The sequence below is a fragment of the Rhodococcus sp. SJ-3 genome, from assembly GCF_051918125.1.
Classification (GTDB): domain Bacteria; phylum Actinomycetota; class Actinomycetes; order Mycobacteriales; family Mycobacteriaceae; genus Rhodococcus.
In genome coordinates this window covers 96484-109002 of the sequence record NZ_JBQBGR010000002.1, presented here as the reverse complement: position 1 = coordinate 109002, position 12519 = coordinate 96484, and the positions used below count along the sequence as shown (strand labels likewise).

Sequence of the window (12519 nt, the reverse complement as noted above, 5' to 3'; positions counted from 1 at the left end):
GATCAGTTCCTCCCGGCGCGTTCGGTGTTCGGCTGGACCAGCTGTGCGACGATGCTCTGGGCGCCGCACGAGGCGCCGCGGTTGTAGGGCAGCTTGGACAGCAGCATGCCCATCGCGCAGGTGTTCGACAGTGCAGCGAAGGTCAGCCCGCCACCGATTCCGGCGGCAAGCCACTTGAGCTTCGGCACGGCGAGGCTGCCGAGAACCGAGCTCAGCACGAGCGAGCCGGCGACGAGCCGGACCTGACGTTCGAGATCCCAGCGTTCGGCACCGCGATTGAGGGGAAGGCCGGCCGATTCCCAGGCGAGCATGCCGCCGTCGAGGATGTGGAGGTTGAACAATCCCGCGTCGCGCAAGGTCTGTTCGGCCTGACCGGCGCGCTGTCCGGAGCGGCAGACCAGCACGACGTTCTCGTCGAAATGGGCGCAGAACTCGTCGCGATGCTCGCGCAGCAGGTCCAGGGGGACGTTGTAGGCACCGGGGATATGCACGGACTCGAATTCGCCCGGAGTCCGGACGTCGATGATGCGCACGTTCTTGCCGGACTCGATCGACTCGTGCAAGGAATTCGGATCGGCGGTGACGGCAGGAGACTCGGTCATGGGTGGCCTTTCGATTGGGGAAATCGGGGCGGCTTACGAAGGTGCCCCCGGGGGTATCGTCGACTATCGTACATATACCCCTAGGGGTATAAGAAAAGGAGCACTGTCACCCAACGTCAGGCGAGGTGGGAACAACTTCTCGGGGTGCGCTTCAGCGAGACGGCCAGCGCATGCGGTGTCCCGCCCGCCGAAGACGCATCGGCGGAGCTGATCCGAGATGACCTTGAAGCTGGCGCGATGCAGCACACGTGATGCCGCGGCGAGTTGGATGACGACCTCACAGAACTCGTGGCCGGCGTCGAAGCATCGGGGTCACCGCGGTGCGCCGGCCTTGCGCTCGACACAGACGCCGACGCTCCCGGCTTCGGCATGTTCCCTCGACAACTTCCCGCTCGATCACATGCGCGAAACACACTCCCTCTCATACCCCCAGGGGTACTTGACATACCCCATGGGGTATATGCCACGATGTCTACATCCCCGGAACACCACCCAGATCCCAGCAACGGAGGAAGCCATGATTCTCGAGCAGTACTACATCGAGTGCCTCTCCCACGCGTCCTACCTCATCGGCGACGAGAGCACCGGCACGGCGATCGTGGTCGACCCACGCCGCGACATCACCGAATACCTCTCCGATGCAGCGAAGTACGGACTGACCATCGAAGGGGTGATCAACACCCACTTCCACGCCGACTTCGTCTCCGGACACCTCGAGCTGGTCGAGGCCACCGGCGCGTGGATCGGATTCGGGGAGGCCGCCGAGACCGACTACCCGATCCGCCGCCTACGCGAGGGCGAGAAGCTGCCCCTCGGCGAGGTGGAGCTCGAAATCCTGTCCACACCGGGCCACACCTGGGAATCGATCTCGGTGCTGGTGCGCGAACATCCCGGCGACGTCCCGACCGCGGTTCTCACCGGCGACTCGCTGTTCATCGGCGACGTCGGCCGTCCGGACCTGGTCAACCTCGGAGACGGCTCGACCAGCGATCTGGCGCGAGCGATGTATCACACCGTGCACGAGAAGCTGCTGACGCTGCCCGATCAGGTCGTCGTCATGCCCGCTCACGGTGCCGGTTCGTCGTGCGGGAAGAACTTGTCGACGGAACTGACCTCGACCATCGGGGAACAGCGCGTCACCAACTCGTCCGTGCAGCCGATGAGCGAGGACGCCTTCGTTGCCCTGGTCACCGAGGGTCAACCGGCGGCCCCGTCGTACTTCTCGGTCGATGCGGCCATGAACAAGCGGATGCATCCGCTTCTGGTACAGGACCGCACGATTCCCGAGTTGAGCCCGGAACAGGTCAAGGCCGAGCTCGCCGCCGGTACGCGCGTTCTCGATGCGCGTAGTGTCGACGATTTCGCTGCCGGACATCTACGCGATTCGGTCAATGTCGGGTTCGACGGTCGCTTCGCAGAGACCGGTGGCATGGTTGCCGAGGTCGGTGAGAAGATCGTGCTGATCACCTATCCCGGTGAGGAGCAGGACGCCGCGGTGCGTCTGGCTCGAATCGGATCCGACGGCGCGGCAGGCTATCTGAACCTCGATCGGGGTGGGGTCTTCCCTGCGGAGCTGGCCGATCTGGTCGAGACCGCAGCCAGGACGACGGTTGAAGAGCTCGACCGGTTGCTCGCCGCCGATGCCGTCGCCCTCGTCGACATCCGCAATCCCGGTGAGCGCGAATTCGGGGTCATCCCGGACGCGGTGCCGATCCCGTTGGCGCAGTTGCGGGCCCGTCTGGACCAGGTTCCGGCCGGCAAACCGATCGTGGTGCACTGTGCCGGTGGATGGCGTTCGAGCGTCGCGGCTTCGCTACTGCGCGCCCAGGGCTTCGAGAACGTCACGGATCTGCTCGGCGGCTACAACATGTGGGCCGAATCCCACGTCCCCGCCTGATCATTCCGGCCTCGCGACAGGGGCGGAAAACATCGCGACGAACAACCTCACGATGGCAGACTTCGGATCCACCATTGTGGGCAACGGCATCGTGCTCGTGGACTTCCGGGCATCGTGGTGCTGCCCGTGCCGCGCCTTCACCCAGGTCTTCGACAAGTCGTCACAGGCGCACCTCGAGATCGTGCATGCCAAGGTCGACACCGAAGCCGAACAGCAGCTCGCCGCCATGGCGAACATACACTCGATTTCGACGATCATGGCCTTCCGAGAGGGTGGGCTCGTCCACTCACAGTCCTGCGCGTTGCCGGCGCCGGCTCTCGGGGCCCTGATCACCCGGATCGAGGCCCTCGACCTGGCCGAGATCCATACGAAGGTTGCCGAACAACGCGCAGCCTCCCACTTCTGACCCTTGTGGGTCCGTAACGAACCCTCATCGAGGATGTCTCCCATGTGTTACCCCGTCGACTGCACGAACTGCGGAAAGACCGGATGGGGCGGATGCGGACAGCATGTCGACGCCGTCATGCGTTCCGTGCCCGCCGCCGATCGCTGCACCTGCGGTCAGGACACCGTCCCGGCCCGAGTCGAGCGTCGAAGCGTGCGTTCACTCTTCCGTCGCTGACCTCGGTCGTAACGGGACCATGATCGACGGCGTCACCACCACCGCTGCCATCGCGCACCGACCGACACCGTCGAGCACAGCATCCGTAAACCGTCGCGGTGATAGAGGGGTCCGTGCGCTGCTCGACCGAGCCGCCGTCACCGACCGCAGCGCGATGTTCAGGTCTCTGCTCTCTTCGCGTCCTGCCGGTGAGCACCCGAGGGGCTCGGGCGACGGCACCCGGGCTCGGGTCGGTTTTCGAAGCGTTCACGCCCGCGGCGGCCGGCGGCGGTGTTGCTGCGCGCCCGGTCGCCGAAGAACCCCCACCAACTACTAAGTTAGGTAGTTTTTCCAGGCCGAGTCGTATATCGTTTCGTTACATTGTCCGTCACGACAACGACAGATCTACACCAAAACCGCTTGTCAGGAGCATTACTGTGGGACGGCACCACGCCACCAATCCGCACCGAAACCGTGACCTTCCCGAGATGTCGCCGGAGTTCGCGCGAGATTCACTCGGCAGCGGGGGACGACATCGGGCCCCGGCGAAGCGCACCGCCACCGCGACCTGCGCCTCGACGGTCGCCACCGGCGCATTGCTGATCGTGGGATCACAGCTCCTCGCTCCCGGCACCGCCGCCGCGTCGACATCCGACGGCGTGCAGACCGCAGTTCCGGCCCCGTTGCCGCCCGAACTCGCCGCGATTACCGCGATTCCGGAGGTCGAGGCAGTGCTCGATCAGCTCGCCGCGATTCCGGACGTGCCCGCGGTGGCACCCCCTGCCCCGGTTGTTCCGGCCCCGCCCTCGGCCGCGGCGGCGCCGGCAAGCCAGGCACCCTGGGCAGCGCCGAGGCCGCAGCCTCTCGCGGTCGCCCCAGTCTCGGGCACGTTGACCTCCGCGTTCGGCCCCCGGTGGGGGTCGTCGCACGCCGGTCTGGACATCGCCAACACCATCGGTACCCCGGTCTACGCTGCCGCATCGGGCACCGTGATCGACTCCGGTCCGGCGTCCGGGTTCGGCCTGTGGGTCCAGGTCCGGCACGAGGACGGGTCCACCAGCACCTACGGTCACATCAACGAAACGCTGGTCGAGGTGGGACAGCGCGTGCAGGCCGGCCAGCAGATCGCCACCGTCGGCAATCGAGGTCAGTCCACCGGACCGCACCTGCACTTCGAGACCACCGATCCGGGCGGTGCGAAGGTCAATCCGACCCAATGGTTGCAGCAGCGAGGTGTCCCGGCGACGGATCTGTCGCGGGTGTGATCGTCGCCGGTTCGGCAGTAACGAGGTGACCCGGCATGACCCCCATAAATACTATGATTCATAGTATTTATGGGGGTGTGCCCCATCGGTGCCGAGGAAGGCTCTCGCGGTGAACAGTTCAGACAAACCGACGTCCCCGGCGTCCCACACACGCAGGGGACCGCTCACACTGACCGATTCACGCCGGGCGCCGTGGCCGATGATCGGCGCTGCCGCGGTGATCGTGGCCCTGATCGGAGTCATCGCGTCCACCCTCGCTCCGAAGGTCGCCGACCGCGCCGAGGCCCAGCAGTACGTGCCCAGTGCCGACAATCCCGATCCGTCCACTGCGATCGACGGGGTGGAGAAGATCGAGTACCCGGCCGGAACCCACGTGCAGGCACCCCAGCGGGTGGCCTACGACCAGAGCCCCCCGATGGGAGGCCCGCACGATCAGTACTGGGCGACCTGTACCGGCACGATCTATCCCGAGCCGATCCGCAGCGAGAACGCGGTGCATTCGCTCGAACACGGCGCGGTGTGGATTACGTACGACCCGCAGCAGGTCGCCGGAGACGAGGTGCCGACGTTGCAGGCCTTGGTCGAGGGCCAGCCATACACCCTGCTCTCGCCCTACCCCGGTCTGTCGTCCGCGATCTCGGTGCAGTCGTGGGGTCACCGCCTCGCGCTCGACGACTCCGAAGACGATCGACTCGACCAGTTCATCACCGCCTTGCGTCGAAACCCCAACACCCACCCGGAGGCAGGTGCCACCTGTTCCACCACACCGGGCAGTTTCGATCCGAGCTCACCGCCGCCGTTCGATGCCTCCCCGCCGGGACCGGACGCCGTCCCCATGGCAGTCGGCGGGCAACCTGCCCCCACCGCACCGGCGGTGGGCTCGAACCTGCAGCCCCGCAATGGCTGAGCCCGCGAGGACTGAGACCGCGAGGACTGAGACCGACGAGAGCGCCGTCCCTGTCGCTCCTGCCCCCGGTGGACGGGTCGGGCTCGGCCGCATGCTCGCGGTGGCGGTGTTCGCGCTCGTCGTCGGTCTCTATCTGGGCATCAGCGCCAGCGGACTGGGATCCGGTCATTCCGAGCCGCCCGCACAGGATTCGGTGGACGTGGGTTTCGCCCAGGACATGTCGGTGCACCACAGCCAGGCTGTGGAAATGTCGGCGATGGCCCTGACCAATGCCACCGACCCGGCGGTGCGCACCCTCGCCTACGACGTGATCACCACCCAGCAGAGCCAGTGGGGCACGATGCAGGGCTGGTTGGCCATGTGGGACCGACCGCTGCAGACTCCCGGCACACCGATGACCTGGATGGACAGCACCGAAGGCGGCCCCGGGACGATGCCGACCATGGCCGAGCACGCGGGAACGTCCGGATCATCGATGCCCGGGATGGCCACCACCTCCGAACTCGACGCACTCCGGCGCGCCACCGGTCCCGCCTTCGACACCCTGTACCTGCAACTGCTGCTCCGGCACCATCAAGGCGGCCTGCCGATGGCGCGCTACGCCGCGGTCAACGCGTCCGAACACGTGGTCACCACGCTCGCACAACAGATCGCGGATACTCAGGAAGCCGAATCGACGACGATGCAGCAGCTGCTCACGGTCCGAGGCGCCGCACCTCTACCGATGAAGTGACCGGTGAACCCGCCATCAGCCCGGACGGCCTCGTCCCGGATCAGCTCCGAGGAGTGCTCATGAAACAGTCGTCGACGATGCGTCTGCCCCGTCTGATGTTCCTCTACACCGGGGCCCGCCTGGCCCTCGTGGCCGGCTGCGCCGCTGCCGCCGTGGCCGGTGTCCGCATTCTCGGGCTCGACGTGTCGCTGACATGGGTGCTCATCGTCGGCGTACTCACCGGCATGGCCGTGTCGTTGGTGGCTCTGCGCCGGATGCGCACACGCATCAACGATGAGATTCGCCTCGTCGATGGCCAGCGGAAATACCGGTCGGCGCCGCCGCGGCCCTGATCCGGATCGTCGGCAGCGACGCCGTCACGGCCACACCGTCAGGTAGATCAACACCAGATTGAGCGCCGTGATCGTGCCGACAATCATCCAGGCCACCGTGGTGGTGAGCCGATGGTTGACCGCGGTACCCATCAGCGCCCGATCACTGGTCAGACGCACCAACGGAATCAACGCGAACGGAATACCGAACGACAGCACCACCTGCGAGAGCACCAGCGCCCGGGTCGGGTCCGTCCCGAGTGCGACCACCACCAACGCCGGCACCAGGGTGATCAGACGACGCGCCAGCAGCGGGATCCGTCTGCGCAGCAGCCCGTCCATGATCAACGCCCCCGCATAGGCCCCCACCGAGGTCGACGCGAACCCGGAGGCCAACAGCCCCAGGGCGAACAGCAGCGCCACGGTCGGGCCGAGTTCCTGACCCAGTGCCGTGTGCGCCCCGTCGATCGAATCGACCCCTTCTCGCCCGCGCAACGTCGTCGCGGCCATGAGCAGCATGGCCAGATTCACCGTTCCCGCCACCACCATGGCCAATCCGACATCCCAGCGCGTGACCCGCAGCAGCAGGGTTCGTCGTGGACCGGGTTCGGGATGCCCATGACGGTCCCGGGCAAGGCCCGAGTGCAGGTAGACCGCATGCGGCATCACGGTCGCACCGAGCATGGCCGCGGCCAGCAGGACCGATTCGGCGCCGTCGAAGCGTGGCACGAGTCCGTCGACGACAGCGTGGGCGGGGGGTGGGGCGACGAAGATGCTGGTGACGAAGCCGATTGCGATGACCGCCAACAGGCCGGTGATCACCCGTTCGAATCCGCGCTGACCGCGTGTGTCCTGTACCAGCAGCAGGATTAGCGAGACCGCCCCGGTGATCAGCGCTCCGACCAGTAGCGGGAGATCGAAGAGCAGATTCAGGGCAATGGCGCCGCCGATGACCTCGGCCAGGTCGGTGGCCATGGCGACCAGCTCCGCCTGCCCCCAGTACGCCAAGCGCACCGGCCGAGGCATGCGTTCACGCAGCGCCTCGGGCAACGACCTGCCGGTGACCAGACCCAGTTTGGCGGACAGGTATTGCACCAACGCGGCCATGACATTGGCCGCCACGACCACCCACACCAGCAGGTAGCCGAACTGGGCACCGGCGCTGACGTTGGAGGCGACGTTGCCCGGGTCGACGTAGGCGATGGAGGCGACGAATGCCGGTCCGAGAAGTGTCCAGCGGCGCCATCGCTGCGTGCGCCCGAGGTCGTGCGTCAGCGTCATCCACCGCCTCCTAAGGTTCCCCTGAATTAAAAGTCAGGGGAACCGAAATTACAAGGCGTCGCGCACGTGGGTCGGGACGGAGCGAGAAGGCCGGCGGTGTACAGCCCGTTCCGCCGGTCTGCGTGTCAGCTCTTGCGGGAGGCGCGTACCACTGCCCAGGTGCCGCCAGCGATGACCAGCACTCCCAGCGCGGCGAAGATCAGCAGGAGTGGCACCGAGGAGCTCGAGGACTCCGCGTCTGCGGACTCGGCCTGCGCCTCGGGGGTCTCGGGTGCGGCTGCGGCCGACGTGGCATCAGACGAGGCCGTCGGAGCATCGGGGGCCGGGGTCTGCCCGGCCGCTGCAGTGACGGTGAAGGCGTAGGAGCCGGTGATGGGATGGCCGTCGGCGGAGATGACCCGGTAACCGACGGTGTAGCCCCCTGCGGCCAGGGGCTCGGGGATCGACAGCCGCACCCGGTCTCCGTCGACGATCGACTCGGAGCTTCCGCGTTGCGTACCTTCACCGTCGGTGAGGGTCACCGTGGCGAACGCGGTATTGATGGTCTGGTTGAACTGCAGCTCGATTTCCTCTGGGGAACCTGCCACCGCGGCGTCGGCTGCGGGGGTGGAGCCGATCAACGTGCTGTGCGCTTGTGCGGGCGTGACGCCGAGGAGCAGCACTGCTGCGGCGGCGGCGAAGATCGTGACGAGTTTCTTCATGGGTGCATACTTTCTCGGCCTCCCTGGCACCGGTATGACGTCCGGGGCGGTGGCCTGTCGATAGAACGCGAAGGGCGCTGACCGGGCTCTACCCTAGCCCATCTACTATGTAGCGTAGTTTTACGGTGGGTCGGTGACACTGCCGGCTCGCTCCCGGTACCCGAGACGGACGAAACATGAAACTGACGCCCAATATGAAAGTCTCCGCGGCACTGGTGGCCGTGTTCGTGGTGGTGCTGGCGGTGGTGCTCTACGCCAATCGCGCCGAATCGAACGGACAAGACGGGCAGGAGTCGTCCGGTGCTGCCGCGACACCGGTGTGGACAACGGACATCCGCACCTTGTCCACCGCCCCCGACGACAAGGTTCAGCTGGTCGAATTCCTCGATTTCGAGTGCGAGTCCTGCAGAGCGTTGTACCCGGTGATGGAGCGGATCCGCAGCGAGTACGCCGGACGGATCGACATCGGCATCCGCTATTTCCCCATTCCCAGCCACACCAACAGCCATCTGGCGGCCCGGGTCGTCGAGGCCGCGGCTCGGCAGGGCCGTCTCGAGCCGATGTACCAGCGTATGTATGAAACGCAGGCGCAGTGGGGCGAGTCGAGCCAGTCTCAGGCAGCAGTGTTCTGGGGTTTTGCCGAACAGCTGGGGTTGGATATGGCCGCATTCGAGCGTGACGTCAACGATCCCGCTGTCAGCGCGCGCGTGGACCAAGATTTCGACGACGGTCTCGCCCTCGGTGTGCAGGGCACGCCCACGCTGTTCCTCAATGACGTCGAGCTGCCGACCATGCCCAGCTACGAACTGCTCAAGGCCAGGATCGACACGGCGTTGGCAGAGTGAGCGTCCCGGCGGGTTCGGCGACGGTCGCCGGCGAGACGTCGGGGCGGGCACTCGGCCGCAAAGGGGTGGGCTGGATTCTCGGTGTCTGCGGCACTGCGGGTCTGATCGCTTCGCTGGTGCTCACCATCGAGAAGTTCGCTGTGCTGGCCGATCCGACGTATCGGCCCTCGTGCAGCATCAATCCGGTCATCAGTTGCGGGTCGATCATGACCTCGTGGCAAGCGGAATTGTTCGGCTTTCCCAATCCGCTGCTGGGGCTGATGGGTTTCGCGGTTGTGCTCACCACTGCCGCCGTAGTCCTGGCCGGAGCCAGCTTGCCCCGATGGTATTGGAACGGCCTGTTCACCGGCCTGAGTGCTGCGGTCGTCTTCGTGCACTGGCTGGCATTCCAGAGTCTCTTCCGGATCGGGGCGTTGTGTCCGTACTGCATGGTGGTGTGGCTGGTGACTGCGCTCGCCTGGTGGTACTGCCTGCTGTACCTCGAGGCGGTGCACACGACCCGGCCGTCGCGGACATGGCAGCTGCTGCACCGTCACCATTCGGTGCTACCGACGGTGTGGGTGTTGACCGTGCTCGCCTTCGTCGTCGAAGCCTTCTGGTCGTACTGGCAGACCCTGATCTGACACGGGCCGCACAAGGTCAGCCACGGCTCTGTTGTCCCTGCCATGACCTCGACCTTTGCGCATCGTCGCACCGACCGCGTCGCCCGCCCGTGAGATGCGCGGTGACCATGTCGATGTTCTGCGGCCGGTCGAGAGTCGAACCCTATGGATATCTCACCCGGACGGCGAAATATCCCTGACGCACCTCACACTCCTCTCGGATTCAGGGATGGTCCGGGCAGCGCCCGGCCGCGCCAGCTCAAGTCCGCCTACAACGAGCGGTTCCGGCCGCCGTACGGGCCTGTCTCGGGCGGATCCAGCCCGATCCGTCCGAGACAGGGCCCCGCAGCCCGGCCGGGTATCCCACTGCAGTGACCTCGATCGCTATCCGGGATCGACGAGCACCTGCGCCTGCGGCTCGTCGCACCACAGCTGCGTGATGAATGCGCAATACGACTGTGCGGTAGCCGACCAATTTTCGGTTGCCGAGGTCATCCCCCATCCCTCGCCGATCACTGCAGCCGAGATCAGGACCGCCCGATTGGCCAGAGCGGCAGCCGGGCTGCCGTAGTCGGCGACGGTCCCGGCCACATCGGCCGCCACATCGAAGACCTCGTCGGGCACGGCAGGGGCCGCCTGGGCGCCGTACCCACAGGGAGGCGTGCTGGCATGGAGGTGCCGGTTCACCTGTCCCAGAACCTGTTCCAACGCGCGCACATGCCGACGCAGTTTGCTCGGCTTGCCGATGTGGGCGGCTGTGACGGTCGGCAGGCGACGCAGCCGCTGAGGATCCGGAAGTCCGGCATGCTCGAGCATCAACGCGGTCAGGTCCCTGATGACCCAGTCGGCCAATGCCGCGGTGGCCCGGTCTGTTGCCGGCACAGTCACCACCGGCATGTTGGTCTTCAACAGTGTTTTCCGATCTTTCGGCGCCGAGACGGCGAACGACTATTCTTTCGGGTCGGTAGGTGTCGAGGTGTCGCTGTGTGTCGATGGCTCGCCGGAGCTCTGCAGCTCGGCGGGATCACGATCGACGATCGTGGTGCTCTTGGGGGCACCGCTGAATCCCACGTGCGCCTCGTCTCGCATGCGTTTGACCATGTGCGGGTAGTGCAGCTCGAACGCAGGTCGTTCGGAGCGGATCGGCGGTAGTTCGGTGAAGTTGTGGCGCGGCGGCGGGCAGGTGGTGGCCCATTCGAGCGAGTTGCCGTAGCCCCACGGGTCGTCGACGGTCACGATCCGGCCGTAGCGGTAGCTCTTGAAGACGTTCCACATGAACGGCAACACCGAGGCGCCCAGGACGAAGGAGCCGATGGTCGAGATCACGTTCAAGGTGGTGAACCCGTCGGTGGGCAGATAGTCGGCGTACCGGCGGGGCATGCCCTCGTTGCCGAGCCAGTGCTGCACCAGGAATGTGGCGTGGAAGCCGATGAAGGTCAACCAGAAGTGCCACTTGCCGAGGCGCTCGTCCATCATCCGGCCCGTCATCTTCGGGAACCAGAAGTAGACGCCGGCGTAGGTCGCGAACACCACGGTGCCGAACACCACGTAGTGGAAGTGCGCCACCACGAAGTATGAGTCGTGCAGCTGGAAGTCCATCGGCGGGCTCGCGAGGATGACGCCGGACAGACCGCCGAACAGGAAGGTGATCAAGAACCCGACGGAAAACAGCATGGGCGTCTCGAATGTCAGCTGGCCTCGCCACATGGTGCCGATCCAGTTGAAGAATTTCACGCCGGTGGGGATGGCGATCAGGAAGGTCATGAACGAGAAGAACGGCAGCAGTACTGCGCCGGTGGCGTACATGTGGTGCGCCCACACCGCGATCGACAGCGCGGCAATGCCCAAGGTGGCATAGACCAGACCGGTGTAGCCGAAGATCGGTTTGCGGGAGAACACCGGGAAGATCTCGGAGACGATACCGAAGAACGGCAGCGCGATGATGTAGACCTCGGGGTGGCCGAAGAACCAGAACATGTGCTGCCAGAGCAACACACCGCCGGTGGCGGGATCGAAGATGTACCCGCCGAGCATTCGGTCGTACAGCAAGCCCATCAGCGCCGCGGTCAGCAGCGGGAAGGCGAGCAGGATCAGGATCGAGGTGATGAAGATGTTCCAGGTGAAGATCGACATCCGGAACATCGTCATCCCCGGGGCACGCATGCACACGACGGTGGTGATGAAGTTGACCGCGCCCAAGATGGTGCCCAGACCGGACACGACCAGACCCACGACCCACAGGTTGGCGCCCATCCCCGGCGAATGCAGTTCCGAGCTCAACGGCGCGTAGGCCGTCCACCCGAAGTCGGCGGCCCCGCCCGGGGTGAGGAAACCGCTGACGGCGATGAGGGAACCGAACAGATACAGCCAGTAGCTGAAGGCATTCAAGCGGGGAAAGGCGACATCGGGTGCCCCGATCTGCAGCGGCAGGATGTAGTTGGCGAAACCGAACACCACCGGGGTGGCATACATCAGCAACATGATCGTGCCGTGCATGGTGAACAGCTGGTTGTACTGCTCGTTCGACAGGAACTGCAGACCGGGTACGGCGAGCTCGCTGCGCATGAACAGCGCCATCAGTCCGCCGGCCCCGAAGAACGCGAACGAGGTCACCAGATACATCAGACCCAGAACCTTCGGGTCTGTCGTGGTGATCATCTTGTAGAGGAAGGCGCCCTTGGGTCTGCGCCGCGCCGGCATCGGACGGGTGGCGGCAGGTAAGGGTGGTGGGGCGAGAGCGGTCATGAGGTGCTGTCCGATCCGGTTTTTGCGCG

Annotated in this window: 13 protein-coding genes; 8 read left to right on the top strand and 5 right to left on the bottom strand. The window is 65.7% G+C overall.

Going from position 1 to position 12519, the window contains the following annotated elements:
* Window positions 1-2: 2 nt before the first annotated feature.
* Window positions 3-602, bottom strand: coding sequence for a rhodanese-like domain-containing protein (locus ACTDXD_RS27665; protein WP_440127908.1), 600 nt, complete (start codon window positions 600-602; stop codon window positions 3-5).
* Between the two features lie 517 nt (window positions 603-1119).
* Between ACTDXD_RS27665 and ACTDXD_RS27660 the strand changes: the two genes are divergently transcribed.
* The 6 genes from ACTDXD_RS27660 to ACTDXD_RS27635 all read left to right on the top strand — a co-directional run bounded on the left by ACTDXD_RS27660 (window position 1120) and on the right by ACTDXD_RS27635 (window position 6337).
* On the top strand, window positions 1120-2499 hold the full coding sequence (locus tag ACTDXD_RS27660; RefSeq protein ID WP_440127907.1) for an MBL fold metallo-hydrolase: 1380 nt from the start codon (window positions 1120-1122) through the stop codon (window positions 2497-2499).
* A 31-nt stretch (window positions 2500-2530) separates the two neighbouring features.
* A complete protein-coding gene (locus ACTDXD_RS27655; RefSeq protein WP_440127923.1) occupies window positions 2531-2905 on the top strand; it encodes a thioredoxin family protein in 375 nt (124 codons plus the stop codon).
* Window positions 2906-3537: 632 nt separating this feature from the next.
* Window positions 3538-4365: a M23 family metallopeptidase gene (locus tag ACTDXD_RS27650; RefSeq protein WP_440127906.1), complete on the top strand. Its 828-nt coding sequence runs from the start codon at window positions 3538-3540 to the stop codon at window positions 4363-4365.
* Between the two features lie 199 nt (window positions 4366-4564).
* Entirely contained in the window at window positions 4565-5272 is a 708-nt protein-coding gene (locus ACTDXD_RS27645; RefSeq protein WP_440127922.1) for a DUF3105 domain-containing protein, read from the top strand.
* The gene (locus tag ACTDXD_RS27640) at window positions 5265-6005 is read left to right on the top strand and encodes a DUF305 domain-containing protein (protein ID WP_440127905.1); all 741 of its coding nucleotides are present in this window, start codon (window positions 5265-5267) and stop codon (window positions 6003-6005) included. Before ACTDXD_RS27645 ends, ACTDXD_RS27640 begins: the two co-directional genes overlap by 8 nt.
* Window positions 6006-6064: 59 nt before the next feature.
* A complete protein-coding gene (locus ACTDXD_RS27635; RefSeq protein WP_440127904.1) occupies window positions 6065-6337 on the top strand; it encodes a DUF4229 domain-containing protein in 273 nt (90 codons plus the stop codon).
* A 24-nt stretch (window positions 6338-6361) separates the two neighbouring features.
* Here the strand turns inward: ACTDXD_RS27635 and ACTDXD_RS27630 are convergent, their stop codons facing one another.
* Window positions 6362-7597 carry an Nramp family divalent metal transporter gene (locus ACTDXD_RS27630; RefSeq protein WP_440127903.1) on the bottom strand — a complete coding sequence of 412 codons (1236 nt, stop codon included), beginning with the start codon at window positions 7595-7597 and terminating at the stop codon, window positions 6362-6364.
* 125 nt (window positions 7598-7722) lie between these two features.
* Window positions 7723-8298: a copper resistance CopC family protein gene (locus tag ACTDXD_RS27625; protein WP_440127902.1), complete on the bottom strand. Its 576-nt coding sequence runs from the start codon at window positions 8296-8298 to the stop codon at window positions 7723-7725.
* Between the two features lie 176 nt (window positions 8299-8474).
* Here ACTDXD_RS27625 and ACTDXD_RS27620 point away from each other — a divergent pair, with 176 nt between their 5' ends.
* Both ACTDXD_RS27620 and ACTDXD_RS27615 read left to right on the top strand, forming a co-directional pair.
* On the top strand, window positions 8475-9143 hold the full coding sequence (locus ACTDXD_RS27620; protein ID WP_440127901.1) for a DsbA family protein: 669 nt from the start codon (window positions 8475-8477) through the stop codon (window positions 9141-9143).
* Window positions 9140-9766: a vitamin K epoxide reductase family protein gene (locus ACTDXD_RS27615; protein ID WP_440127900.1), complete on the top strand. Its 627-nt coding sequence runs from the start codon at window positions 9140-9142 to the stop codon at window positions 9764-9766. The genes ACTDXD_RS27620 and ACTDXD_RS27615 overlap by 4 nt, the downstream gene beginning before the upstream one ends.
* A gap of 363 nt (window positions 9767-10129) precedes the next feature.
* Here ACTDXD_RS27615 and ACTDXD_RS27610 read toward each other — a convergent pair whose 3' ends face one another.
* Both ACTDXD_RS27610 and ctaD read right to left on the bottom strand, forming a co-directional pair.
* A complete protein-coding gene (locus tag ACTDXD_RS27610) occupies window positions 10130-10642 on the bottom strand; it encodes a hypothetical protein (RefSeq protein WP_378564054.1) in 513 nt (170 codons plus the stop codon).
* A 51-nt stretch (window positions 10643-10693) separates the two neighbouring features.
* Window positions 10694-12490, bottom strand: coding sequence for an aa3-type cytochrome oxidase subunit I (ctaD, locus tag ACTDXD_RS27605; protein WP_440127899.1), 1797 nt, complete (start codon window positions 12488-12490; stop codon window positions 10694-10696).
* Between the last annotated feature and the right edge of the window lie 29 nt (window positions 12491-12519).